Origin of the sequence: Pseudomonas sp. SbOxS1 (assembly GCF_013416725.1) — a bacterium.
GTDB lineage: Bacteria > Pseudomonadota > Gammaproteobacteria > Pseudomonadales > Pseudomonadaceae > Aquipseudomonas.
The window spans coordinates 83,470-108,928 of the sequence record NZ_JAAVXC010000051.1 but is presented as its reverse complement, the minus strand read 5'-3'; the positions used below and the strand labels follow the sequence as shown (position 1 = coordinate 108,928).

Annotated in this window: 24 protein-coding genes and 1 riboswitch; of the genes, 17 read left to right on the top strand and 7 right to left on the bottom strand. The window is 62.8% G+C overall.

The genetic code is table 11. From position 1 onward, the window contains the following. Window positions 1-315: 315 nt before the first annotated feature. Complete coding sequence (locus HFK74_RS30865) at window positions 316-1,629, bottom strand: sorbosone dehydrogenase family protein (RefSeq protein WP_180206841.1); 1,314 nt, start codon at window positions 1,627-1,629, stop codon at window positions 316-318. Window positions 1,630-1,696: 67 nt separating this feature from the next. Further along, complete coding sequence (locus tag HFK74_RS30860; RefSeq protein ID WP_180206840.1) at window positions 1,697-2,281, bottom strand: hypothetical protein; 585 nt, start codon at window positions 2,279-2,281, stop codon at window positions 1,697-1,699. Window positions 2,282-2,433: 152 nt separating this feature from the next. Next, a riboswitch (cobalamin riboswitch) is annotated at window positions 2,434-2,668 on the top strand. A gap of 82 nt (window positions 2,669-2,750) precedes the next feature. Here HFK74_RS30860 and cobO point away from each other — a divergent pair. The 14 genes from cobO (at window position 2,751) to HFK74_RS30795 (ending at window position 14,338) form a co-directional block, all read left to right on the top strand. Beyond that, on the top strand, window positions 2,751-3,362 hold the full coding sequence (gene cobO / locus HFK74_RS30855; RefSeq protein WP_008065287.1) for a cob(I)yrinic acid a,c-diamide adenosyltransferase: 612 nt from the start codon (window positions 2,751-2,753) through the stop codon (window positions 3,360-3,362). Further along, window positions 3,359-4,741 (top strand): cobyrinate a,c-diamide synthase, encoded by a 1,383-nt coding sequence (locus HFK74_RS30850; RefSeq protein WP_180206839.1) that lies wholly within the window; start codon window positions 3,359-3,361, stop codon window positions 4,739-4,741. The genes cobO and HFK74_RS30850 overlap by 4 nt, the downstream gene beginning before the upstream one ends. After that, the gene (bluB, locus tag HFK74_RS30845; protein ID WP_180206838.1) at window positions 4,738-5,388 is read left to right on the top strand and encodes a 5,6-dimethylbenzimidazole synthase; all 651 of its coding nucleotides are present in this window, start codon (window positions 4,738-4,740) and stop codon (window positions 5,386-5,388) included. Before HFK74_RS30850 ends, bluB begins: the two co-directional genes overlap by 4 nt. Then, on the top strand, window positions 5,385-6,293 hold the full coding sequence (gene cbiB, locus HFK74_RS30840) for an adenosylcobinamide-phosphate synthase CbiB (protein ID WP_180206837.1): 909 nt from the start codon (window positions 5,385-5,387) through the stop codon (window positions 6,291-6,293). Before bluB ends, cbiB begins: the two co-directional genes overlap by 4 nt. After that, window positions 6,286-7,278 carry a threonine-phosphate decarboxylase CobD gene (gene cobD, locus HFK74_RS30835; protein WP_180206836.1) on the top strand — a complete coding sequence of 331 codons (993 nt, stop codon included), beginning with the start codon at window positions 6,286-6,288 and terminating at the stop codon, window positions 7,276-7,278. The genes cbiB and cobD overlap by 8 nt, the downstream gene beginning before the upstream one ends. After that, window positions 7,275-8,726, top strand: coding sequence for a cobyric acid synthase (locus HFK74_RS30830; protein WP_180206835.1), 1,452 nt, complete (start codon window positions 7,275-7,277; stop codon window positions 8,724-8,726). The genes cobD and HFK74_RS30830 overlap by 4 nt, the downstream gene beginning before the upstream one ends. Before the next feature lie 123 nt (window positions 8,727-8,849). Next, a complete protein-coding gene (gene cobU / locus HFK74_RS30825) occupies window positions 8,850-9,371 on the top strand; it encodes a bifunctional adenosylcobinamide kinase/adenosylcobinamide-phosphate guanylyltransferase (protein ID WP_180206834.1) in 522 nt (173 codons plus the stop codon). Continuing rightward, a complete protein-coding gene (gene cobT, locus HFK74_RS30820; RefSeq protein ID WP_180206833.1) occupies window positions 9,368-10,423 on the top strand; it encodes a nicotinate-nucleotide--dimethylbenzimidazole phosphoribosyltransferase in 1,056 nt (351 codons plus the stop codon). The genes cobU and cobT overlap by 4 nt, the downstream gene beginning before the upstream one ends. Further along, complete coding sequence (gene cobC / locus HFK74_RS30815; RefSeq protein ID WP_180206832.1) at window positions 10,420-10,995, top strand: alpha-ribazole phosphatase family protein; 576 nt, start codon at window positions 10,420-10,422, stop codon at window positions 10,993-10,995. Before cobT ends, cobC begins: the two co-directional genes overlap by 4 nt. Before the next feature lie 2 nt (window positions 10,996-10,997). Then, entirely contained in the window at window positions 10,998-11,729 is a 732-nt protein-coding gene (locus tag HFK74_RS30810; protein WP_180206831.1) for an adenosylcobinamide-GDP ribazoletransferase, read from the top strand. Window positions 11,730-11,901: 172 nt separating this feature from the next. Further along, complete coding sequence (locus HFK74_RS30805) at window positions 11,902-12,306, top strand: MarR family winged helix-turn-helix transcriptional regulator (RefSeq protein ID WP_008065263.1); 405 nt, start codon at window positions 11,902-11,904, stop codon at window positions 12,304-12,306. Window positions 12,307-12,358: 52 nt separating this feature from the next. Beyond that, the gene (locus HFK74_RS30800) at window positions 12,359-13,567 is read left to right on the top strand and encodes an MFS transporter (RefSeq protein WP_008065262.1); all 1,209 of its coding nucleotides are present in this window, start codon (window positions 12,359-12,361) and stop codon (window positions 13,565-13,567) included. Next, window positions 13,564-13,686: a hypothetical protein gene (locus tag HFK74_RS33360; protein WP_257230480.1), complete on the top strand. Its 123-nt coding sequence runs from the start codon at window positions 13,564-13,566 to the stop codon at window positions 13,684-13,686. The genes HFK74_RS30800 and HFK74_RS33360 overlap by 4 nt, the downstream gene beginning before the upstream one ends. An 85-nt stretch (window positions 13,687-13,771) precedes the next feature. Then, window positions 13,772-14,338 (top strand): glutathione peroxidase, encoded by a 567-nt coding sequence (locus tag HFK74_RS30795; RefSeq protein WP_180206830.1) that lies wholly within the window; start codon window positions 13,772-13,774, stop codon window positions 14,336-14,338. A 191-nt stretch (window positions 14,339-14,529) separates the two neighbouring features. Here the strand turns inward: HFK74_RS30795 and HFK74_RS30790 are convergent, their stop codons facing one another. The 3 genes from HFK74_RS30790 to HFK74_RS30780 form a co-directional block, all read right to left on the bottom strand. Then, complete coding sequence (locus HFK74_RS30790) at window positions 14,530-15,801, bottom strand: OmpP1/FadL family transporter (protein WP_180206829.1); 1,272 nt, start codon at window positions 15,799-15,801, stop codon at window positions 14,530-14,532. A 146-nt stretch (window positions 15,802-15,947) separates the two neighbouring features. Further along, entirely contained in the window at window positions 15,948-16,430 is a 483-nt protein-coding gene (locus tag HFK74_RS30785; protein WP_180206828.1) for a hypothetical protein, read from the bottom strand. Between the two features lie 261 nt (window positions 16,431-16,691). Then, on the bottom strand, window positions 16,692-16,916 hold the full coding sequence (locus tag HFK74_RS30780) for a hypothetical protein (protein ID WP_007898912.1): 225 nt from the start codon (window positions 16,914-16,916) through the stop codon (window positions 16,692-16,694). Between the two features lie 976 nt (window positions 16,917-17,892). On the opposite strand from HFK74_RS30780, the gene HFK74_RS30775 reads away from it, so the two are divergent. Further along, on the top strand, window positions 17,893-18,216 hold the full coding sequence (locus HFK74_RS30775; protein ID WP_306669930.1) for a sel1 repeat family protein: 324 nt from the start codon (window positions 17,893-17,895) through the stop codon (window positions 18,214-18,216). A gap of 175 nt (window positions 18,217-18,391) precedes the next feature. Beyond that, window positions 18,392-19,756: a DNA recombination protein RmuC gene (rmuC, locus tag HFK74_RS30770; RefSeq protein WP_180206845.1), complete on the top strand. Its 1,365-nt coding sequence runs from the start codon at window positions 18,392-18,394 to the stop codon at window positions 19,754-19,756. A gap of 139 nt (window positions 19,757-19,895) precedes the next feature. Here rmuC and HFK74_RS30765 read toward each other — a convergent pair whose 3' ends face one another. Together HFK74_RS30765 and HFK74_RS30760 are read right to left on the bottom strand one after the other, a co-directional pair. Then, window positions 19,896-23,366 carry a hybrid sensor histidine kinase/response regulator gene (locus HFK74_RS30765; RefSeq protein ID WP_180206827.1) on the bottom strand — a complete coding sequence of 1,157 codons (3,471 nt, stop codon included), beginning with the start codon at window positions 23,364-23,366 and terminating at the stop codon, window positions 19,896-19,898. A 211-nt stretch (window positions 23,367-23,577) separates the two neighbouring features. Next, window positions 23,578-24,114 carry a TetR/AcrR family transcriptional regulator gene (locus HFK74_RS30760; RefSeq protein ID WP_180206826.1) on the bottom strand — a complete coding sequence of 179 codons (537 nt, stop codon included), beginning with the start codon at window positions 24,112-24,114 and terminating at the stop codon, window positions 23,578-23,580. A gap of 128 nt (window positions 24,115-24,242) precedes the next feature. On the opposite strand from HFK74_RS30760, the gene HFK74_RS30755 reads away from it, so the two are divergent. Beyond that, window positions 24,243-25,433 (top strand): MFS transporter, encoded by a 1,191-nt coding sequence (locus HFK74_RS30755; protein ID WP_180206825.1) that lies wholly within the window; start codon window positions 24,243-24,245, stop codon window positions 25,431-25,433. Window positions 25,434-25,459 lie beyond the last annotated feature (26 nt).

The window sequence follows — 25,459 nt, the reverse complement described above, 5'->3', positions numbered from 1 at the left end:
CAGGGACGGCCCATCGCGGCGACCCACGGAGCAATGCCGGAGAGAGGGCATGCCGAGCCACAGCGAGGCACCGAGTGGTGGGGCAAAGCCTTTTGCTTACTTTTTGCTGGGCCGGCACTCCGGCGTTTGGAAAAGTGAGTCGCCGTAAGGGCGAAACCATAAGCCGCCGTTACCGCAGCAATGGATATGTACTCAGACAACAATCTCCCACAGGCGTTGACGTTGACGAACAGGCTCAGGGCGTGAGGGGGCAAGAAAATCAAGATCTAAAGCAAAAGCAAAAGCCGACCGGTCGGCCTGTTTTTCAAGTGCGGGTTACTGCGCGGCCGACACCCGCCACACCTTGTTCCCCACATCATCGGCCACCAATAAGGCGCCTTGCTGATCGATCGCCACGCCCACCGGCCGGCCCATGGCTTGTTCCTCGTCATTGAGGAATCCGGTGAGCACGTCCACCGGTTGCCCGTTCGGCTTGCCGCCGCTAAAGGGCACGAAAATCACTTTGTAGCCGCTGTGCGGCTTGCGGTTCCATGAGCCATGCTGGCCGATGAACGCGCCTTCCTTGAACTGCGCCGGCAACCGGTTGCCTTCGGCAAACGCCAGGCCCAGTGAGGCGGTGTGGGGGCCGACCGCGTAGTCCGGTGCAATCGCCCTGGCCACAAGGTCGGGGTTTTGCGGCTCGACGCGCACGTCGACGTGCTGGCCGTAATAACTGAACGGCCAGCCATAGAAGGCGCCATCTTTCACCGAGGTGATGTAGTCCGGCACCAGGTCGCTGCCGATTTCGTCCCGTTCGTTGACGGCCGTCCACAGCGCACCGCTTCGTGGCTCCCAGGCCATGCCGTTGGGATTGCGCAGGCCGGAAGCGAAGATCCGGTGGTTGCCGGTGGCGCGATCCACTTCCCAGATCGCCGCGCGCCCTTGCTCCTGGTCCATGCCGTTTTCACCGACGTTGCTGTTGGAGCCCACCGTGACGTACAGCTTGCTGCCGTCCTTGCTGGCGATGACGTTTTTGGTCCAGTGGTGATTCAGGGTGCCCCCCGGCAGGTCGACGACCTTGATCGGTTTCGTCTTGATGGCCGTGTCGCCGTTTTCATAGTGGAAGCGCAGCAGGCGGTCGGTGTCGGCAAAGTACAGGTCATTGCCGACCAAGGTCATGCCAAAGGGTGAGTTGAGGTTTTCGAGGAATACCGTGCGGGTTTCGGCAATGCCATCGTGGTCGGTATCGCGCAGCAGTGTGATGCGGTTCGGACTCGGCACGGCGGCACCGGCGCGGCCCATGACTTTTTTGGTGATCCAGCCCTTGATGCCTTTGTTGTCATCGGGTTTGGGCGGGGCGTTGGTTTCGGCGACCAGTACGTCGCCATTGGGCAGCACGTATAGCCAGCGCGGATGATCGAGGTTCTCGGCAAATGCGCTGACCTGGGTGCCGTTGGCTGCGACGGGTTTTGCGCCGTCCGCCCAGCCGATGGCCGGGGCGATGTTCATCGTTGGAAGCAGTGTCTTGTTCGGTTCCGGGAGCTTGGGAGACGGCCCGGTGCCGTCGATGACTTGCAAGCGGGCGGTTTCGCCACAGGCGGCGAGCCCTCCCGCCAGTGCGATAACGAAAACCAGCTGGGACGTGCGCATTGCTGACCTTCCCTATGAATGAAGTGGCTTAAATCATAGAGAAGCGTGGCAGCCCGATGGTTCAACCTCAGCCGCGAGCTTCCTTGAGCAACACGGCAATACCAGGGTGATAGTGGCCGGCTTCATTGCGCAATTTGCGGTAGGCATAGGGGAAATACCAGGCCACGGCGCAGCAGTGCTCCTTTTGCAGGTCATCGACCATGTCCTGCAGTTCTTCGGGGGTGGCGCCTTGCTGGCTTTTGTGCGGAGCGACGAACAGGCAGCCGATTTTCAGGTCGCTGGCGTAGCTGATTTGTTTCGCGTCGCTGGTGATGTCCTGCAGGGCTTGGGTCAGGTTCAGGCTGTTGACCCGCGGCCAGCGCTGCGTGGCCTGCAGCCAGGCGCGTGCTTCGGTGGTGGCGATAAACAGATCGGCGCGGCCATTGCGTTCGCCTTCCTCGGTCTGTTTGCGGGTGGGCGATTGCTGCAGTGTGATCATCTCGGCCATCCACGCGGCGGCAGAGAGCAGGCCGAGGTTGGCTTTTTCGTCGAGCCAGTAGGGTGTCTCGCTGTCGCCGCGCACGGCGTTGTAGCGGTCGATACAGTCGAACCAGCGTTCCAGTACTGGACGCAGGAATTCCAGCTTCGGATTGCTGATGATCATGCCTTGCATGGGGTTCACCCTTGTTATTGTGTTCTGAGGTTGTGGCTATTTGATATCACTGCTGTCAGTGTGGCGCAAGATTGACGTCATTTTATTGATCAGTGGCAGTTATTCGTTGTGGCACCGCGTCTTCAATTGACGCTCCACCCCCAACCCTCTAACCTTCGCCGCTTGTTTCAGGTGCTCTGTGGCTTGGGTCGACAGAGTGAAACAGGGAAGCCGGTGAGTGAGCGCTTCAGTCGATGAAGCCCTGCGATCCCGGCGCTGCCCCCGCAACGGTAAATGAGTGAAAACTGCGTCTGAAGCCACTGCGTCGATCATTGATGCGGGAAGGCGCGCAGTCAGGCATTACGCCGCTCATGAGCCCGGAGACCGGCCTGATCCATCCAAGCGGCATCACGGTGGGCGATGCCAGGCTTCTTGCCGTCTATTCTTGTGCCTGCCCGCCGTTAATCCTGCCTCAACGGAGAGCTCCCCCATGTCTGATACCCCTGATCGTGACGAACGTCATCTGGCGCGCATGCTGCGCAAAAAAGCCGTGATCGACGAACGCATCGCCAATTCCCCGAACGAATGCGGCCTGCTGCTGGTGTTGACCGGCAATGGCAAAGGCAAGAGCAGCTCGGCGTTCGGCATGCTTGCGCGTGCCATGGGGCATGGCATGCAGTGCGGGGTGGTGCAGTTCATCAAGGGGCGCAACAGCACCGGCGAGGAGTTGTTCTTCCGGCGCTTCCCCGAGCAGGTGCGTTTTCATGTGATGGGCGAGGGCTTCACCTGGGAGACCCAGGACCGCCAGCGCGACATCGCTGCTGCCGAAGCGGCCTGGGCAGTGTCGCAGCAACTGCTGCGCGATCCATCGATCGGCCTGGTGGTGCTGGACGAACTGAACATTGCCCTCAAGCACGGCTACCTCGATCTCGACCAGGTGCTCAGCGACTTGCAGGCCCGCCCGCCCATGCAGCACGTGGTGGTCACCGGTCGCGGCGCCAAGCCGGAGATGGTCGAGCTGGCCGATACGGTCACCGAAATGGGCATGATCAAGCACGCCTTCCAGGCCGGTATCAAGGCGCAAAAAGGCGTCGAGCTGTGAACCAGCCTCGACATTGCCCGGCGGTGCTGATTGCCGCGCCGGCGTCCGGTCAGGGCAAGACCACCGTGACCGCCGCGCTGGCCCGGTTGCATCGTAACCAGGGACGCAAGGTGCGCGTGTTCAAGTGCGGTCCGGATTTTCTCGATCCGATGATCCTCGAACGCGCCAGCGGTGCGCCGGTGTATCAGCTGGACATGTGGATGGTCGGCGAGCAGGACAGTCGCCGCCTGTTGTGGGAGGCCGCCAGCGAGGCCGACCTGATCCTGATCGAAGGCGTCATGGGGCTGTTCGACGGTACGCCGTCCAGCGCTGATCTGGCGCGGCATTTCGGCGTGCCGGTGCTCGCTGTGATCGACGGCACCGCCATGGCCCAGACCTTTGGTGCCCTGGCCCTGGGCCTGGCGCGTTACCAGCCGGACTTGCCATTTGCCGGCGTGCTGGCCAACCGCGTGGGTACCCTGCGTCACGCGCAACTGCTCGAAGGCAGCCTGACCGAAGGCCTGCGCTGGTACGGCGCCTTGTCCCGGGAGACCGGGATCGAATTGCCGAGTCGGCACCTTGGCCTGGTGCAGGCCAGTGAGCTGAACGATCTTGATGCGCGCCTCGATGCGGCGGCCGACGCCTTGGCTAGCAGTTGCGAAGTCGCGCTGCCGCCGGCGGTGGAGTTCGCCGCGCCAGATGTGCTGACTGCTGAACCCTTGCTGGCGGGCGTGCGCATTGCCGTGGCCCGCGACGAAGCGTTTGCCTTTACCTATGGCGCCAGCCTCGACTTGCTGCGGGCGATGGGCGCCGAACTGCAGTTTTTCTCGCCGATTCGTGACGCGGGTTTGCCAGAAGCAGACAGCCTGTACCTGCCGGGCGGCTATCCAGAATTGCACCATGTAGCGCTGTCGCAAAACACCTCGATGTTGGCCGCGATCCGCGCTCACCACGCCGCCGGCAAACCCCTGTTGGCCGAATGTGGCGGCATGCTTTATTTGCTCGATTCGTTGACCGATGTCGAGGGGGAGCGTGCAGCGCTGGTCGGTTTGTTGAAGGGTGATGCAGTGATGCAGAAGCGTCTTGCTGCATTGGCTCTGCAATCGGTGGAGTTGCCGGAAGGGTCTCTGCGTGGGCACACCTATCATCATTCGCTGACCAGTACCGAGCTTGAGCCGATTGCCCGTGGTTTGAGCCCTAATGGCGGGCGCGGGGCAGAGGCGGTTTATCGCGAGGGGCGGATGACGGCCTCTTATGTGCACTTTTATTTTCCGTCCAATCCATCGGCGGTTGCCGCGCTGTTTGCGCCTGACCTTTCGGACGCCTTCGCGAGCAAGCTCGCTCCTACAGTTGATCACGTAACCCCTGTAGGAGCTGGCTTGCCAGCGAAGAGGCCATGACTGACAACGCCTTCTCCGACGCCGAACGCGCAGCGGTCTACCGCGCCATCGGCGAACGCCGCGACATGCGTCACTTCGCCGGCGGCACGGTCGAACCCGAATTGCTGCGGCGCCTGCTCGAGGCCGCGCATCAGGCGCCGAGTGTCGGCCTGATGCAGCCCTGGCGCTTTATCCGCATCAGCGACCGCACCTTGCGCAGCCAAATCCAGCGGCTGGTGGAGCAGGAGCGTGTCTGCACCGCCGAGGCCCTCGGTGAGCGTACCGACGAATTCATGCAGCTCAAGGTCGAAGGCATCAACGATTGCGCCGAGGTGCTGGTGGCCGCGCTGATGGACGATCGAGAGCGGCATATCTTCGGTCGTCGCACCCTGCCGGAAATGGACCTGGCCTCGTTGTCCTGCGCGATCCAGAACCTCTGGCTGGCGTCCCGCGCCGAAGGGCTGGGCATGGGCTGGGTTTCGCTGTTCGAACCGCAGGCTTTGGCGGACCTGCTGGGCCTGCCGCCTGGCGCCAAGCCCTTGGCCATTCTCTGCCTGGGACCGGTCAAGGCCTTCTATCCGGCGCCAATGCTGGTACTCGAAGGCTGGGCGCAAGCGCGTCCGTTGAGTGAGCTGTTGTATGAAAATTATTGGGGAGTGAGTCAATGAGTGTGGCGTTGTTGAGTGTCGCCGCGGTAGCGCTGGATGCGCTGCTGGGTGAACCCAAGCGCTGGCATCCGCTGGTGGCGTTCGGCCGTTTTGCCGAGCGCATCGAGCAACGTTTCAATGGCGGCGGTCGCGGTTGGCGCAGCCATGGGGTCACCGCGTGGGTCATCGTGGTGTTGCCGTTGACCCTGTTGGCCACCGCACTTTCCTGGGCGCCTTACCTCGGCTGGATCGTCGAGATTCTCGCGCTCTATTGCGCCCTGGGCATGCGCAGCCTCGGCGAGCACGTCACGCCGGTGGCCAAGGCCTTGCGCAGCGGTGATCTTGAAGAGGCGCGCCAGCGTGTGAGTTACCTGGTCAGCCGCAAAACCAGTGATCTGGATGAAACCGCCGTAGCCCGCGCCGCCACCGAATCGGTGCTGGAAAACGGCAGCGACGCGGTGTTTGCCGCGCTGTTCTGGTTTGCCGTGGCCGGTGCGCCGGGCGTGGTGCTCTACCGTTTGAGCAACACCCTGGACGCGATGTGGGGCTATCGCAACGAACGCTTCGAGCGATTCGGCTGGGCGGCGGCGAAGATCGACGACGTGCTCAATTACATTCCGGCGCGCCTGGTGGCGCTGACCTATGCGCTGCTGGGCAAAACCCGCCTGGCGTTGAAATGCTGGCGCACCCAGGGGCCAACCTGGGACAGCCCGAATGCCGGCCCGGTGATGGCGGCGGGTGCCGGTGCGTTGGGCGTCGAGCTGGGTGGGCCGGCGATTTATCACGGTGAACTGCATCAGCGCCCGACGCTGGGCGAGGGCGTTCCGGCGGATGCCGACGCCATCGACCGCGGCTGGCAACTGGTGCAGCGAGGGGTATGGTTGTGGCTGCTGATTCTGTGCGTGGGGGCTGAATTTTATGCTTGAGCACGGTGGACGATTGCGCAAGGCGGCGCACGATTACGGCATCGACGAAGCCGATTGGCTTGACCTGTCCAGCGGCCTGGCGCCCTGGCCGTTTCCCGTGCCGGAAATCCCGCAACGGGCCTGGGCGCGGTTGCCGGAAACCGATGACGGCCTGGAGCAGGCGGCCTGCGACTACTACGGGACCCTGCAGGCACTGCCGGTCGCCGGTTCGCAGATGGCCATCCAGTTGCTGCCGCGTTTGCGGCGGGCGGGCAAGGTCGGCGTGCTGTCGCCTTGTTATGCCGAACATGCCGAGGCGTGGCGCCGCAATGGTTACATCGTGCGCGAAGTACTGGAGCAGGAAGTCGACTTCTTCGTCGACAGCCTCGACGTGCTGGTGGTGGTCAACCCGAACAACCCGACCGGGCTGAACCTGACGCCCGCCCGGCTGCTCGACTGGCATTCGCGCCTGGCCCCGCGCGGTGGCTGGCTGGTGGTGGACGAGGCCTTCATGGACAACACGCCGCACCTGAGTGTGGCGCCCTTCGCCCATCAGGTCGGCTTGATCGTGCTGCGTTCCTTTGGCAAGTTTTTCGGCCTGGCCGGCGTGCGCCTGGGTTTTGTCCTGGCTGAGCGCAAGTTGCTCAAATTGCTCGCCGAACAGGTGGGTCCGTGGGCGGTCAGCGGACCGACCCGAGTGCTGGGCCAGGCGTGCCTGCGCGACACCGAAGGGCACGTGCGTCAGCGGGTTCGCGCCGATGAGGCCAGTGAGCGGCTGGCAACCTTGTTGACCCGGCACGGCTTCCAACCCCAGGGCGGTTGCGCCTTGTTCCAATGGCTGATCACCGAGCGCGCTGAAGTGCTGCACGAGTTCATGGCCCGGCGCGGCATCCTGTTGCGCCTGTTCACCCACAACAGCAGCCTGCGTTTCGGCCTGCCTGGCGATGCAGCCGACTGGGTACGGCTGGATGCAGCATTCGAAGCCTTCACCAGGGAAAACCAATGACTACCTTGATGGTGCAGGGCACCACGTCCGACGCCGGTAAAAGCACGCTGGTGACAGCATTGTGCCGCTGGGTGACACGCCAGGGTGTCAGCGTGGTGCCGTTCAAGCCGCAGAACATGGCGCTCAACAGCGCGGTGACTGCCGACGGTGGCGAGATCGGTCGCGCGCAAGCGGTGCAGGCCCAGGCCGCCTTTCTTGAACCCCACACCGACATGAATCCGGTGCTGCTCAAGCCCAACAGCGATACCGGCGCCCAGGTGATCATCCATGGGCGTGCGGTCACCACGATGAACGCCGTGGCCTATCACGACTACAAGGCCATCGCGATGCAAGCGGTGCTGGCCTCCCATGAGCGCTTGAGCGCGGCGTATCCGGTGGTGATGGTCGAGGGCGCGGGTTCACCGGCCGAGATCAACCTGCGCGCTGGCGACATCGCCAACATGGGCTTCGCCGAAGCGGTGGATTGCCCGGTGGTGCTGATCGCCGACATCAATCGCGGCGGGGTGTTCGCCCACCTGGTCGGCACCCTGGAACTGCTGTCGCCCACCGAGCAGGCACGGGTCAAGGGTTTCATCATCAACCGTTTTCGCGGTGACATCGCCCTGCTGCAACCCGGTCTCGACTGGCTTGAAGCGCGTACTGGCAAACCGGTGATCGGGGTGCTGCCGTACGTGATGGACTTGCATCTGGAGGCCGAGGACGGTATCGACCAGCGCCAGGCCGACAAGGCCGAGCAGGTGCTCAAAGTGGTGGTGCCGGTATTGCCGCGCATCAGCAACCACACCGATTTCGATCCACTGCGCCTGCACCCGCAAGTGGATCTGCAATTCATCGGCCCAGGCCAGGCGATTCCGGCGGCCGACCTGATCATTCTGCCCGGATCGAAAAGCGTGCGCAGCGACCTAGCCTATCTGCGCGCCAACGGCTGGGAAACCGCGATCTCGCGACACCTGCGCTATGGCGGCAAAGTGCTGGGCATTTGCGGCGGCCTGCAGATGCTCGGAGAGCAAGTGCATGACCCGCTGGGCCTTGAAGGCGCGCCGGGGTCCAGTGACGGCCTGGGCCTGCTGGCATTCGCCACGCAGCTCAAAGAACACAAGCAACTGCGCAATGTGCGCGGTCGCCTGGCGCTGGAGAATGCGCAAGTCAGCGGCTACGAGATCCACGCTGGCGTGACCACCGGCCCGGCCCTGGAGAGCGCCGCCGTGCAGCTGGACGACGGTCGCTGCGATGGCGCGCAGAGTGTTGATGGGCAGATCTTCGGCACTTATTTGCATGGCTTGTTCGAATCCCCGGCGGCGTGCAGTGCGCTGTTGCGGTGGGCGGGATTGCAGGCGGTGCAGGAGGTGGATTACCACGGGTTGCGCGAGCGCGATATCGAACGGCTGGCGGATTTGGTGGAGAAGCATCTGGATACCCGGCTGTTGCGGGAGCTCTGTGGTTTTTGAGGTGGCTGTACTGGCCCCTTCGCGGGCAAGCCTCGCTCCTACAGGTACGGTGAGCGCCTTGTAGGAGCGAGGCTTGCCCGCGAAGAGGCCCGTTGCCTCACTGAAGATTTAAAGGAATCAACCATGCTCCAACTGATCCTCGGCGGCGCCCGCTCCGGCAAGAGTCGCCTGGCAGAAAAACTGGCAACAGACAGCCAGCTGCAAGTGACCTACATCGCCACCAGCCAACCCCTGGACGGCGAAATGAACGAACGCGTCGCCCATCACCGCGCCCGCCGTCCGGCCGAATGGGCGTTGATCGAAGAGCCTGTGGAACTGGCCCGCGTCCTGCGCGAAACCGCCCGGGCCGATCGCTGCCTGCTGGTGGATTGCCTGACGCTGTGGATGACCAATCTGCTGATGCTCGATGACAACCAGCGTCTGACCGCTGAACGCGATGCCTTGCTCGAATGCCTGGCGTCATTGCCGGGTGAAATCATTTTTGTCAGCAACGAGACCGGAATGGGTGTCGTGCCGCTGGGCGAATTGACTCGCCGCTATGTCGATGAAGCCGGTTGGCTGCATCAAGCCCTGGCCGAGCGTTGTCAGCGTGTCGTCCTGACCGTCGCCGGCCTGCCCCTGACTCTGAAAGGAACTGCGTTATGAACCCATCCTGGTGGCTGAACCCGTGCCAATCGATCGACGCCCAGGCAGTCGAGCAGGCGCAAGCCCGTCAACAGCAACTGACCAAGCCGGCCGGCTCCCTCGGCCAGCTTGAGTCGGTGGCAGTACAACTGGCCGGACTCCAGGGGCAGGTCAAGCCGAGTCTGGAACGCTTGTCGATCGCGATTTTCGCCGGTGACCATGGTGTGGTGGCCGAGGGCGTGTCGGCTTATCCCCAGGAAGTCACCGGGCAGATGCTGCACAACTTCGTCAGCGGCGGTGCGGCGATCAGCGTATTGGCGCGGCAGCTGGGCGCCTCCCTGGAAGTGGTCGACCTAGGCACCGTCACACCGTCGTTGAACCTGGCGGGTGTGCGACACCTGAACATCGGGCCCGGCACGGCGAATTTTGCCCAGGGGCCGGCGATGACCGTGGCCCAAGGCGAACGTGCGTTGCAGGCCGGTCGCGACAGCGTGCAACGTGCCATCGCAACGGGCGCGCAACTGTTCATTGGTGGCGAAATGGGCATCGGCAACACCACGGCGGCCAGCGCCCTGGCCTGTGCCTTGCTGGATTGCCCGGTGGCGCACCTGACCGGGCCCGGTACGGGGCTGGATGCGACGGGGGTCAGCCATAAAGCGCAGGTGATCGAGCGCGCGCTGGTACTGCACGGCGCTCAGCGTGGCGATGCGCTGCAAACCCTGTTCAATCTCGGTGGGTTTGAAGTCGCCGCACTGGTCGGTGCCTACCTGGCGTGCGCCCAGCAAGGCATTGCGGTGTTGGTGGACGGGTTCATCTGCAGTGTCGCGGCGTTGGTGGCGGTGCGCTTGAATCCATCGTGCCGGCCATGGCTGTTGTTCGCTCATCGCGGTGCCGAGCCGGGGCATCGCCATGTGCTGGAAGCCCTGGAGGCCGAACCCTTGCTGGACCTCGGCTTGCGCCTGGGCGAGGGCAGTGGCGCGGCGTTGGCCGTGCCATTGTTGCGCCTGGCCTGCGACCTGCACGGGCAGATGGCGACGTTCGCCGAAGCGGCGGTGGCGGATCGCCCGGCATGATCTTGCACCTGGATCTCTTGCGCCACGGTGAAACCGAGCTCGGCGGTGGCTTGCGCGGCAGCCTCGACGACGCGCTGACCGACAAGGGCTGGGCGCAGATGCGCCAGGCGGTGGTGGAGCAGGGGCCTTGGGATCGCCTGGTCAGTTCGCCGTTGCAGCGCTGTGCGCGCTTCGCCGAAGAGCTGGCGGCGCAATCAGGACTGCCGATCGAACTGGACAAAGACCTGCAGGAGCTGCATTTCGGTGCCTGGGAAGGGCAGAGCGCCGCGGCGCTGATGGAAACCGACGCCCAGGCCCTGGGTCTGTTCTGGGCTGATCCTTACTCGTTTACCCCGCCTGAGGGCGAACCGGTCGCGGACTTTTCCGCGCGGGTGCTGGCGGCAGTGGCGCGCTTGCATACGCAGTACGCTGGCGAACGCGTGCTGCTGGTCAGTCATGGCGGGGTCATGCGCTTGTTACTGGCCCATGCCCGGGGCTTGCCACGCGAGCAGTTGCTCAATGTCGAAGTGGCTCATGGCGCGCTGTTCTCGCTGTCGGTCGAGCCCGGTGGCGTCTTGAAGGAAGTGCGCTGAACATGTTGCCATTCTGGATCGCCCTGCAATTTCTCAGCAGCCTGCCGATTCGTCTGCCGGGCATGCCGACGCCCGAGGAACTGGGGCGCTCGCTGCTGTTTTATCCGCTGGTGGGCTTGCTGTTCGGCGGCATTCTGTGGGGGATGAACGGGCTGTTGCTGGGGGCGCCACTGTTGCTGCATGCGGCACTGCTGCTGACGGTGTGGGTGCTGCTCAGTGGCGCGCTGCACCTGGACGGCCTGGCCGACAGCGCCGACGCCTGGCTGGGCGGCTTTGGCGACCGCGAGCGCACGCTGACGATCATGAAGGATCCGCGCAGCGGGCCGATCGCCGTGGTCACGCTGGTGCTGGTGTTGCTGCTGAAGTTCGCTGCGCTGGTCGCGCTGATCGAACAGCAGCAGGCGCTGGCCCTGATCATCGTTCCCCTGATCAGTCGCAGTGCGTTGCTGGGGCTGTTCCTGACCACACCCTATGTGCGTCCCGGCGGTTTGGGCCAGGCCCTGGCCGATCATCTTCCGCGATCGGCGGGCAAGCAGGTGTTGACGGGCAGTGCCTTGCTGTGCGTGCTGATCGCTGGCCTCAACGGCGTTTGGGCGCTGCTGCTGGCGGCGCTGATGTTTGCCTGGCTGAGGCAAGTGATGCTGCGCCGATTGGGCGGCACGACAGGCGACACGGCGGGGGCGTTGCTGGAGCTATTGGAAGTAGCAGTGCTGGTGGGCGTGACGTTGCTCTGAGTCCTTGTAGGAGCGAGGCTTGCCCGCGAAGGGCGCGCCGCGGTCCATCAAGCCGACCGCGTCATCGTTCTTCGCGGGCAAGCCGGATCGCCGCCCGCTCGCTCCTACAGAAGGTTGGGGTTTGATGTAACATAAATTTGCAATCATTTAACCACGGGTATATACACGCACCATGCTCGATTCCCAATGTTTATGCATCAACCTGCGTCGCGCCGCCCGTGGCGTCAGCAGGCATTACGACGGCGCTCTCGATGGCTTCGGGATCAACGTCGCGCAGTATTCTTTGCTGTGCAACCTGCAGCGCCTGGATCAACCGAGTATTTCCACCCTCGCCGAGGCCATGGGCCTGGATCGCAGCACCCTGGGGCGCAATTTGCGGGTGCTGGAAGGCGAAGGGCTGGTGACGCTGGTCGAAGGTGAGGACATGCGCAATCGCATCGTCTTGCTGACCGAGGCGGGCGCCGAGCGCCTGAAAGCCGCCTTGCCGGCCTGGGAAGCGGCGCAACAGCGATTGGTCGATCGCCTGGGCGCGGAAAAGCGTGAGACCTTACTGAAATTGCTGGACGAACTGGCCTGAGGCCAGTTTTTACGATATTAAGCGGGTATATACCCGCGTATGGAGAACAAAAATGACCTCGATGTGGCGTACGTGCGGTTGGGTTTTGCTGGGAAGTGCGCTGATCCTGGCGTTGTCCCTGGGGGTGCGACACGGCTTCGGGCTGTTCCTGGCGCCGATGAGCGCCGAGTTCGGCTGGGGGCGTGAGGTCTTCGCCTTCGCCATCGCCCTGCAGAACCTGATCTGGGGCCTGGCGCAACCCTTCACCGGTGCCCTGGCCGACCGCTTTGGCGCGGCGAAAGTGGTGCTGGTCGGTGGTGTCCTGTACGCGGCGGGGTTGGTGTGCATGGGGCTTTCCGACTCGGCGGTGACCTTGTCCCTGAGCGCCGGCCTGCTGATCGGCATCGGCCTGTCCGGCACGTCCTTCTCGGTGATCCTCGGCGTGGTCGGGCGCGCGGTGCCGCCGGAAAAACGCAGCATGGGCATGGGTATCGCCAGCGCGGCCGGTTCGTTCGGCCAGTTCGCCATGCTGCCAGGCACGCTCGGACTGATCGGTTGGCTCGGCTGGTCGGCGGCGTTGCTGGCGCTGGGGCTGCTGGTGGCGCTGATCGTGCCGCTGGTGGGCATGCTCAAGGACAAGCCGCTGCCGGTCATGGGCCACGAACAGACCCTTTCTGAAGCACTGCGCGAGGCCTGTTCCCATTCGGGATTCTGGCTGCTGGCGTTCGGCTTTTTTGTCTGCGGCTTCCAGGTGGTGTTCATTGGCGTGCACCTGCCGGCCTACCTGGTGGATCAACATCTGCCGGCGACGGTGGGCACCACGGTGCTGGCGCTGATCGGCCTGTTCAACATCTTCGGCACCTATACCGCCGGCTGGCTCGGCGGGCGCATGTCCAAGCCGCGTCTGCTGACCGGCCTGTATCTGCTGCGCGCCGTGGTGATCGCACTGTTCCTGTGGGCGCCGGTGACGACGACCAGCGCCTACCTGTTCGGCATGGCCATGGGGTTCCTGTGGTTGTCGACCGTTCCCTTGACCAACGGCACCGTGGCCACCTTGTTCGGCGTACGAAACCTGTCCATGCTCGGTGGGATTGTTTTCCTGTTTCACCAGCTCGGGTCGTTTCTCGGTGGCTGGCTGGGCGGGGTGGTGTATGACCGGACCGGGAGCTACGACTTGATCTGGCAGGTGGCGATTCTCTTGAGCCTGATGGCTGCGGCCCTGAACTGGCCCGTGCGTGAGCGGCCGGTGGCGCGCCTGCAAAGCCAGATGAGTGCGACATGAACAGCCACTGGCCGCGGGTCCTGATGATCGCCGCCTGTGCCTTGTTGCTGGCCGTGGCATGGTGGGGCTGGCATCAGGGAGGCTTGGCGTTGATGCAGTTGGGCATGGGGGCGTGTTAAAAGGCGGCGTGCAGAAGGATGCTTGCTAGCAGCAAGTGAGGGCGAGTAACTTCAATCTCACACGAATTCTGAAGGAAGCACCGATATGCTGATGCGCTGGTTGGCGGTTCCCGCGTTACTGGTAGCGTTTACCGGATTGGCCCAGGCGGCAGAGTGCCCGGCGCTGTTGCAAGGCTCGTTGCCCAAGTTGCGTGCCAATGAATCCATCGATCTGTGCCAGCGTTTCGCGGGCAAGCCGCTGGTGGTGGTCAATACCGCGAGCTTCTGTGGTTTTGCCCCGCAGTTCAAAAGCCTCGAGGCGCTCAATCAGCGTTACAAGGCGCAGGGACTGGAAGTGATCGGTGTGCCGTCCAATGACTTCAAGCAGGAGTCCAAGGACGGCGCCGAGACCGCCAAGGTCTGCTACGTGAACTACGGCGTGACCTTCACCATGACCGAGCCGCAGAAAGTCCGTGGCGACGATGCAGCGCACCTGTTCAAGGTCCTCGCCGAACAGAGCAGCGCGCCGAAGTGGAATTTCTACAAGTACGTGGTCGATCGCCAGGGCAAGGTGGTTGCAAGTTTCTCCAGCCTGACCAAGCCGGATGATCCCGAGTTCATTGAGGCGGTGGAGAAAGCCCTGGCTTCGCCACCATTGGCCTCGACTCCCTGATCTGTAGGAGCGAGCCTGCTCGCGATGGACTTGAGGGCGCCGCGGGGTGTCAGGCTTCACGCGTAATCGTTGACGTCCATCGCGAGCAGGCTCGCTCCCACAAAAAGCCTTACAAAAAAGCCCCGCCTCTGTGCCAGAGCGCGGGGCTTTTTTGATTCAGGCGGCGAGTCTTTCAGGCTCGCCGACGGTCATCAGAAGCGGTAGGTAGCACCGACACCGAAACCATTCGCCCAGTTTTCATACTTGGAGCTATAGGCCTGGCGGCCGTTGTTATCGTTGACCTTGACCGACTCTTCACGCAGGTACGAGTACGCAACGTCGATGGTCAGGTCGTCGGTCGGGCTCCAGCCGGCGCCCAGGCTGAAAATCGTGCGATCGCCCGTCGGGATGCGTGGCGAACGGTTTTCGTTGTTGGTTGGCGCCTGGTCAACCGACAGGCCGGTGCGCAGCACCCACTGCTTGTTCAGCTGGTAGGAAGCACCGATGGCGTGAGCCCAGGTGTCGTGCCAGTTTTGCTCTTCAGTGATGGTGCCAAAGCCGCGTGCGGCCAGGGCGGCAGGAACGCCTTCGTTCTCCACGGTGATTTCTTTCAGGCGGCTCCAGCGAGTCCAGGTGCTGCCTGCGTAGAGGGTCCACTGGTCGTCCAGTTGGTGAGTGACCGAGAAGTCCACCGACTCAGGCGTGGTGATGTCCAGCGAAGCGTCGAACTTCTGGTTCGGGTTCTGGCCCAGCGCCGCGAGCAGGCCGTAGTTGACCTTGGTGTTGCCTTCGAGCTTGTACTTCACTTTCGAGTGGTAGGTCAGGCCCAGGCGAGTGCTTTCGAGTGCTTGGACCATGATGCCGATGTTGTAGCCGACAGCGGTGTCGTCGCCCTTGATCTTGACTTCACCGTCCGCTGCTGCCGGGTTCAGCGACAGGGCCGATTCCAGCTTGCCGTCGATGCGGTTGATGGTCGGACCGAAACCGATCGACACCTTGTCGTTGAAGGCGTAGCTGACGGTTGGCTGCAGGGTCACGATGGTGACTTCGCTCTTGCTGCCGAAGTAACGGCCGGCGAAGCCGCTCTCGTAGTCGGTCACCAGGCCGAATGGAGCGTAGACGCCGAAACCGACTGCCCACTGGTCATCGAGTGGCTTGACGTAGTAGCCCATGGGCACGCCCATGAAAGGGACCATGTCACCTTTGTTGGTGCCGCCATTTGGGCGGGAGCTGGCATCGCTGATGTCAGCGTGCGCGTCGATGAATGCAACGCCACCGGTCATTTGTTCGCGCTTGAGGCGCGACATGCCGGCAGGGTTGCCAAAAACGGTGGATGCGTCGTCGGCAGCAGAAGATCGCCCGGCAAAACCTGTCCCCATCCCGCTGATGCTTTGTTCGTTGAGGGCAAAGCCACTTGCGAAAAGTTGGGTGGATGCCATGGCAACGGCGAGGCTAATGGTGGTTTTGAGCATTACTTTTTTCATTATTAGAACTCCTGGTGATCACCGGGGCGAAAATTACCAACATTTTCGTCCCAGCGCCATAGGCTGTAATGCTTGATTTAGAGCGGTTTTGTAGGACAATCCGACCAGATTCGCTGCCAGTTGCGCGATCTTTGGATCCAGGGATTTCAGCAGGCGACCAGATTCATCGGTGCAACACAGGTTTGCCAGGCGCAGGTGAAGTCTCTCAGGCGTCCTTGGGGCTGGAAGGTCTGGCGCCAGATGCGGGCCATGCCCAGCAAATCATCTGCTTCGGGGAGGGGGGTGTTCTGTTCTTCGACCAGCAGCCAGGCGATGGCAGTGGCGTAACGCAGGTTGACGGTCAATTCCAGGTGCGGGCCACTGAGGAAAGCATGCTGGCTGGCCAGGCCACGTACCAGGCTTGCACGTTCCGGGTCGAGTGCCAGGTAATGGTCCCAAAGTGCCTGGTGGCGGGGTTCGGCGATTCGGTACAGGCCGTGTCCACGGCGGTCATGCAGGGCGGAACCAAGGGCTGACTGGCTGGCAGCGATGCCTAGCAGCAGGGATTCGGCAGTTGCGCTATGGCATCCAAGGTAGAGCAAGGTCGGACGGATCACATAGCGGCACAGTTCGCTGGCAGCGATACCCATAAAACCCTCGATACATCAATTTGGCGACGAACCTGAAAGGCTTTGGCAGCGGTGAATCGACTCAGGCTCGTCGGAAGCGGATCAACCCGCTTGAGTTGAAGTCTAGTGTCATATTCACCGCGTAAAGGTCTGTTTTTAAAATATTTGTGCTTGCGAGTTATAAACCTTATACCTATCCGTGCTTAGTCATCGTGAAACGTCGGGCAACAAAAAGCCCCGCTTTTCGGGCGGGGCTTCTGGTGTTTCAGCCGTGCTGGCGTTTCAGGCAACCAGGGCCTGACGCGTACGCTCGATCACCGCCTGCAGCGGTTCGGCGCTGGAGTACTGGTCGGGATACAGGCGTTCGCTGTGACGGGCGATGCCGTGTTCGTTGACCAGGGTGAAGCTGAAACAGCCTTTGCGAGCGGCCATGATCAGGCAGTTCATCGGTGCAAAAGCGTTGGTGAGGGTGCGGATGGCATCCTGGGTGTGGATTTGAGTAGACATAGTCATGGGTGTTCCTACAAGCGACACGGATAAGAGCCGTGCAAAATTAAAACGTTCCAGTAACGACGACCACCGTTGGTCGAACGAAGAACCCGACTGGAACAAAGCAGCCAGTTTGAAGCGCTGATAATTGGCGCGCTTGGGCTGGCAGGTAGGTACTTAGGAGGGCAGGCAGCACATCAAGGGCAAAGGTTCTGGGCCCGGGGTGAAGATCCTGATCAATTTGCAGGCTGGTTCGGTCAGAGTAAGCGAGCCTGGCAACACCCTTTGCTTTCGATTCAAAGGCTGTGTTGGCGCAAGATTTACCTGGAAACCATCGAGGTGGTCGATCCCGCTTTTTCGGTAGCGGCTTCCTGTGGGAAGGCTGCGCCGGGGGGATTTGTTCGACCAGAATTGACTTTCAGCTTGGTACTAACGCCGCGGATACTAACGGATTGATCAGGCAAAGGGAAGTGTGCTTGCAAAAAAACCTGGATGTCCGCTTGGCTTCATCCTTCGTCGGCTGCTGGTCGAGGCCTGGAAACTGTTCGGTTATCGTGCGCAATCCGACCGGTGGTCATCGCTGAAAGCGGCCTGGAGCGCGGGTTTCCCGGGGGGTTATCCCCAGCAATCAAGAAAAATGCGCCGAAAAAACCCAGTGATATAACCGTCCCGAAGGTAGTTGTGCACATTAGTTGCGCGGACTGTCACCGCGCTGTCATCCAGCCTTCAAACGCAGTGGGTGCCTGTAACCAAAATTTAAGTCAATGAAAAATATCGTCTTTTTTAACTGGTGAAAAAATCGTCAGTTTGACTGCAGGCCCCATTCCATAAGCCTTTGCGCGAGTTCAATGGCGGTTGTCCACTGAGTTATCCACAGCTTCTGTGGATTGTCCCGAGCGCTTGCTCTAGGACGGGCGTGCCGGGTTTTTTTCGGCTTTACCTGTAAGAAAAAGAGAGTAGAGTGGCGCGCCTTCCGATCTGCCCACAGTGCTTTATGAAGTTTCGTACACCGCCTCCTTCCTCTTCCGTCAAATCGTCCACGGTTGCCTCACCCAAGCGCATTTCGATGCGGGTGGCCGAGTGGTTGCTGGACAGCCCGCGCCTGGGCGAAAACCCCAACGTCAAACACATCGCCGGACGTTTGCTCAAGCAACCGGCCCGTGAAGGTGTCGTCGCTGCGCAGAGCCGGCTGGGGCAATTGATGTGCCGTGAATGCGGCAATGCCCGGGATCGCCGGATTGGCCAGGATCTCTTGCGTCAGGCCGCGCGGGCAGGGGACCTGCGCGCGCAGCAGGAACTGGGCTTGCTCGAAGACTGAGCTGTCCAAGACCTGGCGCCTTGGTTAACCTTCAAGCTTTATTTGAATGGCAGGAGTGGCTATGGCTATGGACTTGACCAGCGCATTGCTGGGGCTGGCGGGCGCGGCCTTGCCGCTGCTGGTGTTGGCCTGGCAACTGCAACGTCGGGCGAGCGCCGCTCAGGCCCAGGCGTCGCTGCTGGAAGAGCGCCTGGCCACGGCACATCTGGCGCAGGATGGCCTGAATGCGCAGCTCGAGGCCTGTCGCGATGAAGTCGTCGACCTGGGTCAGGCCAACGCTGCCAAACAGGCAGACCTCGCCGCCGTGCGGCGTGAGGTCGAGCTGCTGCAGATCGAGCGTGACGATGCCCGCGATGCGGCCCACGCCTGGAATATCGAGCGCGCCGGCAAAGAAGCCGAACTGCGCCGCCTCGACGCCCAGGCCGCGTCGCTCAAGGCCGAGTTGCGCGAGCAACAGGAAAGCCATCAGCAGCGCCTCAACGACCTGCAGGGCTCGCGAGACGAGCTGCGTGCGCAGTTCGCCGAGCTGGCGGGGAAAATCTTCGATGAGCGCGAGCAGCGTTTTGCCGAAACCAGCCAGCAGCGCCTGGGGCAGTTGCTCGATCCATTGAAGGAGCGCATCCAGTCTTTTGAAAAGCGCGTCGAGGAAAGCTATCAGGCCGAAGCCCGGGAGCGCTTCTCCCTGGCCAAGGAGCTGGAGCGCCTGCAGCAGCTCAACCTGCGCCTGAGCGACGAGGCCACCAACCTGACCCGCGCCTTGAAAGGACAGAAAACCCAGGGCAACTGGGGCGAATTGATTCTGGAGCGCGTGCTTGAGCACGCGGGGCTTGAGAAGGGGCGCGAGTACCAAACCCAGGTCAATCTCAAGGGCCCGGACGGCGAGCGTTTCCAGCCGGACGTGATCATTTACCTGCCGGGCGACAAGCAGGTGGTGGTCGACTCCAAGGTCAGCCTGACGGCCTATCAGCAGTACGTGGCGGCCGAAGACGAAGCCATCGGCCAGATCGCCATCAAGCAGCACGTGCTGTCGTTGCGCAATCACGTCAAGGGCTTGGCCGGCAAGGACTACAAACGTCTCGACGGCTTGCACAGCCTGGACTTCGTCCTGTTGTTCGTGCCGATCGAAGCGGCGTTTTCCGCCGCGTTGCAGGCAGAGCCCACACTGTTCCAGGAAGCCTTCGACCGCAACATCGTGATCGTCAGCCCGACCACGCTGCTGGCGACCCTGCGAGTCATCGACAGCCTGTGGAAGCAGGAGCGGCAAAGCCAGAACGCACGGGAAATCGCCGAGCGGGCCGGGTGGCTGTACGACAAATTCGTGCTGTTCATCCAGGACCTGGACGAAGTCGGTAATCGCTTGCAGCAACTGGACAAGGCCTACAGCTCGGCGCGCAACAAGCTGACAGAAGGCCGCGGCAACCTGGTCAGCCGCAGCGAGCAGCTCAAGTTGCTGGGGGCGCGGGCGAGCAAGAGCCTGCCAGCTGACTTGCTGGAGCGGGCGATGACGGATGTGGATGGGTTGGTCGAATTACCGGAATAGGCCAAAAAGCATCGCGGGCGAGCCCGCTCCCACAGGGTTAAGGGTTGCCCACAAAATCTGCGTCCAACGCAAAACCTGTGGGAGCGGGCTTGCCCGCGAAGGCGTCAGAGGCCATGCCACGGGATTAAAGCCAACAACATTACAACGGCAAATGCCGACTCAACAACGCCCGCAACGCCGCCGGCTTCACCGGTTTGGCCAAATAATCCAACCCCGCCGCATGCACCTGGGCCATCGTCTCGGGTCGGCCGTCGGCGCTGATCACCACGCCGGGCACCGGCTCGCCCAATCGTGTGCGCAGCCAGGCCATCAGCTCGGTCCCGGTTTCGCCGTCGTCCAGGTGGTAATCCACCAGCGCCAGTTGCGGGCGCAAGCCATCGCCGAGCAGGGCCATGCACTCCTGGCGGTTGCGTGCGGTCCAGACCTGGCAGCCCCAGCGGGTGAGCAGGCTGTTCATGCCGATCAGGATGCTGTCTTCATTGTCGATGCACAGCACATGGGCGCCGCTGGGCAGCTTGCCATTGAGTTCGACCACCTTGTTCGGCAGCGCGGCTTGCGCGCGGGCCAGGGGCACGCTGACGCTGAACACGCTGCCGCGCCCCGGCCATGAGCGCACGCGCAACGTGTGCCCCAGCACGCGACATAATCCGTCGGCGATCGCCAGCCCCAGCCCCAGCCCTTTCTCGGCGCGGGTCTGATGGCTGTCGAGGCGTTTGAATTCTTCGAAGATCACCTGTTGCTTGTCTTCCGGTATGCCTGGCCCACGGTCCCACACTTCCAGGCACACCTCGCCCTGGCGACGGCGCACGCCCAGCAGCACCGGCCCTTTGGCATAACGGAAAGCGTTGGTCAGGAAATTCTGCAGGATGCGACGCAACAACTTGATGTCGCTGTCGATGCGCAACTTGCTGCTCCTGACGCGAAATTCCAGGCCCTGGTCCCGCGCCAGCGCCTTGAACTCGGCACCCAGGGTAGTGAACAACTCATCGAGCGCGAACGGCTTGGCATCCGGGTTGATCTTGCCGTTTTCCAGGCGGGAGATATCCAGCAGATCGCTGATCAGGTCTTCGGCCGAGCGTAGCGAACTGTCCAGGTGCTGGACCAGTTTTTGCGCCTCCGTGGACAAACCGTCGTCCTGGTGGGTCAGGGCGGCGGAGAACAGGCGCGCGGCGTTCAGCGGTTGCATCAGGTCATGGCTGACGGCCGCCAGGAACCTGGTTTTCGACTGGTTCGCGGCCTCGGCGGTGCCCTTGGCTTCGGTCAGGGCTACGTTGAGTTGCGACAGCTCGTGGGTGCGTTCGGTGACGCGCTGTTCCAGGCCCTCGTTGGCCTCGGTCAACGCCTGCTCGGCTTCGCGGAACGCGGTGATGTCGGTGAAACTCATGACGAAGCCACCACCGGGCATCGGGTTGCCGATCAGTTCGATCACCCGGCCGTTCGGGAACAGCCGCTCGGACGTGTGCGCCCGGCCCTGGCGCATCCAGTGCAGGCGCCGCGCGACGTGCACTTCGGCTTCACCGGGGCCGCACAGGCCGCGTTCGGCGTTGTGGCGGATGATGTCGGCAATCGGCCGGCCGACGCTGATCAGGCCGTCCGGGTAGTTGAACAGCTCCAGGTAGCGGCGGTTCCAGGCCACCAGTTTCAGCGACTGGTCGACCACGCTGATGCCCTGGGTGATGTTCTCGATCGCGCCTTGCAGCAGCGCGCGGTTGAATTGCAGGACTTCCGAGGCTTCGTCGGCGATGCGCACGACGTCTTCGAGCTGCATCTCCCGGCCTTCGATGGCGGCTTTCACCACGGCGCGAGTCGATGAAGCGCCCAGCACACCCGCAAGCAATCGCTCGGTGTGGGCGATCCATTCGTCATCGGCGTTCTGGTTCGGATTGAAGCCCTTGCCCTGGCGGTAGGCAAAACGGATGAAGCTCTGCCGGGCGCGTTCTTCACCGACGAAGCGTGCGGCCAGTTGCAGCAGGTCGTCGATCTGTACCGCGAGCATCGAGCGGGCGCTGGGCCGGGCGCTGATTTCCTGGCCGATAAAACGACCGGCCTGCCAGTGCTCCGATACGCGGGTGCGCGACAGCACCGAGACCCAGGCGAACAGCGTGAAGTTGCCCGCCAGCGACAGCACCACGCCTTGGGTCAGCGGGGTGATCGGCAGGTTAAGCGGGTTGCTGTGCAGCCAGGCCAGGCCTGGGAAACTGCTCAGGGACAAACCGAGGCTGTGGGCGGCAATCGGCAGGATCAGCGTGTAGAACCACAGGAATGTACCGGCGGCGAGGCCGGCGAATACGCCGCGGCGGTTGGCCTGTTTCCAGTACAGCGCGCCGAGCATCGCCGGTGCCAGTTGCGTCACGGCGGCGAAGGCAATCTGGCCGATGGTCGCCAGGCTGGCGGTCGATCCCAGCAGGCGATAACTGACGTAGGCCAGCAGCAGGATGACCACGATGGTCACGCGGCGCACCGACAGCATCCACTGGCGGAACACCTCGAACGGGCGCTCGGCATTGTTGCGGCGCAGCAGCCAGGGCAGCAGCATGTCGTTGGAGACCATGGTCGACAGCGCCACGCTGGCCACGATCACCATGCCGGTGGCCGCCGATGCGCCGCCGATAAAGGCCAGCAACGCCAGGGCCGGGTGAGCCTGGGCCAGTGGGAGGCTGATGACGAAGGAGTCCGGCAGCACGGAGCTGGGCAGCAGCATCTGGCCCGCCAGCGCGATGGGCACGACGAACAGGGCCGCCAAGGCCAGGTAGGCCGGGAACACCCATTTGGCCAGGCGCAGATCCTGCGGGTCGATGTTCTCGACCACGGTCACGTGGAACTGCCGCGGCAGGCAGATGATCGCCATCATCGCCACGCCGGTCTGCACCACCATGGATGGCCAGTTGATGGTCTCCTTCCAGTATTCCTCGAGGCGCGGGGCGAGCATGGCCTGGTCGAACAGGTCATCGAAGCCGTCGTACAGGCCGAAGGTCACGTAGGCGCCAACCGCGAGGAAAGCGAACAGCTTGACCAGCGACTCGAACGCGATCGCCAACACCATGCCGCGGTGGTGTTCCGTGGCGTCGAGGTTGCGCGTGCCGAAGACGATGGTGAACAGCGCCAGGACCAGGGACACCACCAGTGCGGTGTCTTGCGCGCGAACCCCCATGGCATCGGCGCCGGCACCGATCAGCAGGTTCACCCCGAGCACGATACCCTTGAGCTGCAACGCGATGTAGGGCAGCACGCCGACCAGGCAGATCAGGGCCACTACCACCGCCAGGGATTGCGATTTGCCATAGCGGGCGGCAATGAAGTCGGCAATGGAGGTGATGTTCTCCTGCTTGCTGATCATCACCATTTTTTGCAGGACCCAGGGCGCACCGATCAACAACAGGATCGGCCCGAGGTAGATCGGCAGGAAGGACCACAGCTGCTCAGCCGCCTGGCCCACCGCGCCGAAGAAGGTCCAGCTGGTGCAGTACACCGCCAGCGAAAGGCTGTACACCCAGGCCCGCATCCGCGGCGGCAGGGGCGCGCTGCGACGGTCGCCGTAGAAGGCGATGGCGAACATGATGGCCATATAGGCCAGGGCGACGACGGCAATCAGCCCACTGGACAGCGACATGGGAACTCCAGGCAACCAAAGACACCCGGGCCTCCCGCCCGGACTGACAGTCTCGCACGATGGCCGGGGTTAGTCAGTGTCGACCAAGGTCGTGCGTGGCGGGGTGTCGCAGCAGATTGATGGTGCCTGTGCTGGCCTCTTCGCGAGCAGGCTCGCTCCCACAGTGGAACACCGTCAAATGTGGGAGCGAGCCTGCTCGCGAATGGCGGCCTTACTGATTCAACGCAATCTCGATCAACCGATGCAACTCCTCAACCTCCAGCGGCGCCTCGGAAAACAGGATGCGAAACACGATAGGCGCAGCCACCATGTTGATCAGCCGGTCGACGCCAGGTGTGGGCTGGTCCGGGTAGCGATCGAGGATGACCTGCAATTGCCCGCCAATGATCGTCGCGCAATAGCTTGGCTTGAGGCTCGATTGCACGTCGCGCAGCATGTTGCGCCCAGGCGCGGAGCTCATTTCATCCAGGTACTGATCCGCCCAGGCCCGCACATCGCCCAGCAGGCTGCCGGTCTTGGGCGACTCGCTTTCCGGTTGCATGCGGGCCAGGGCGACGTCCGCCAGTAGCGCCGACAAGTCCCCCCAGCGCCGATAAATGGTCGAAGGCGTGACCCCCGCGCGCGCGGCAATTTGCGGCACGGTAACGCTGGCGCGGTCTTGCTCTTCGAGCAGTTCGCGCACGGCGGTATGGATCGATTCCTGTACCCGGGCGCTGCGGCCGCCGGGACGTAAAGTGGGCGCTGTCATTGCGTGTTTCCTGTTTCGCGGGGCTCTGTAGGGCCATGCACCTGACCTTAACACAAAGAATTTGCTTTAAGCGCCGGTCGGTAGCACACTCCGCAAAAGCAAAAAATTAGCTTTTGTGGAGTGTGTCCATGTCCAGTTCTCATTCACACCGTGCAAGCCTGGGGTTCCTGGCCATCACCTTGCTCAGTTTCCTGGCGGCTTCGACGGCGCCGACGCCCTTGTATCACTTGTATCAGGAGCAGCTGCAGTTTTCGGCGGCCATGCTCACCCTGATTTTCGGCGTGTATGCCCTCAGCCTGCTGGCCGCGCTGCTGACGGTGGGTTCGCTCTCGGACTACTTGGGGCGCAAGCCGGTGATTTTCACTGCTGTCGTGCTCAATGGCGTGGCAATGCTGTTGTTTATTGAGGCCGACAGCGTCGCCTGGCTGATCGGTGCCCGGGTGCTGCAAGGTTTCGCCACCGGCATGGCGACAGCGGTGCTCAGTGCCACCTTGCTGGATGTCGATCGCCAGCAGGGGCCGCTGATCAACAGCGTTGCGCCCTTGCTCGGCATGGCCATGGGCGGCTTGGGTTGCGGCCTGTTGGCGGAGTTTGCACCCGCGCCCCTGCAGCTGACTTACTGGCTGCTGCTTGCCCTGTTTGCGTTGCAGGCCGTGTATGTCTGGCGTTTGCCAGAGAGCGTATCGCCCCAAGCCGGGGCCTGGGCATCGTTGCGCCCGACACTGCATGTGCCCGTTCAGGCGCGTTCGACCCTGTGGCGGGTATTGCCGCTCAACGTGGCGACCTGGGCGCTCGGCGGTTTTTACGCATCGCTGGCACCCTCGCTGGTGCGTACGGCCACCGGTTCGACCTCGAACCTGATTGGCGGAGCAACGGTCGCGGCCTTGACGTTGACCGGCGCCTCGATGATTTTCACCCTGCGCAATCAACCCGCCGGCAAAGCGCTGCAGCTGGGCACAAGTTTGCTGCCGGTGGGTATCGTGCTGATCCTGCTGGGCGTCCACAGTGCGAGTCTGCCGCTGTTTTTCCTGGGCACGCTCGTGGCCGGCTGTGGTTTCGGTGCCGGATTCCTCGGTGCCGTACGCAGCCTGGTGCCACTGGCCTTGCCCCATGAACGGGCAGGATTGATGTCGGCGTATTACGTGCTCAGTTACCTGGCGTTCTGCCTGCCGTCGTTCCTGGCCGGAAACCTGACGCATGCGTTCGGCTTGGTGGCGACTGCCGATGGCTATGGCGTGGGGCTGATTATCCTGTCCGTCGGCGCGTTGCTGATGTCGTTGCGTCGGCGCAGGGCCAGGGTGTGCGTTGCAGGTGATTGATTGTTTATCTGCAAAATAGATAACAG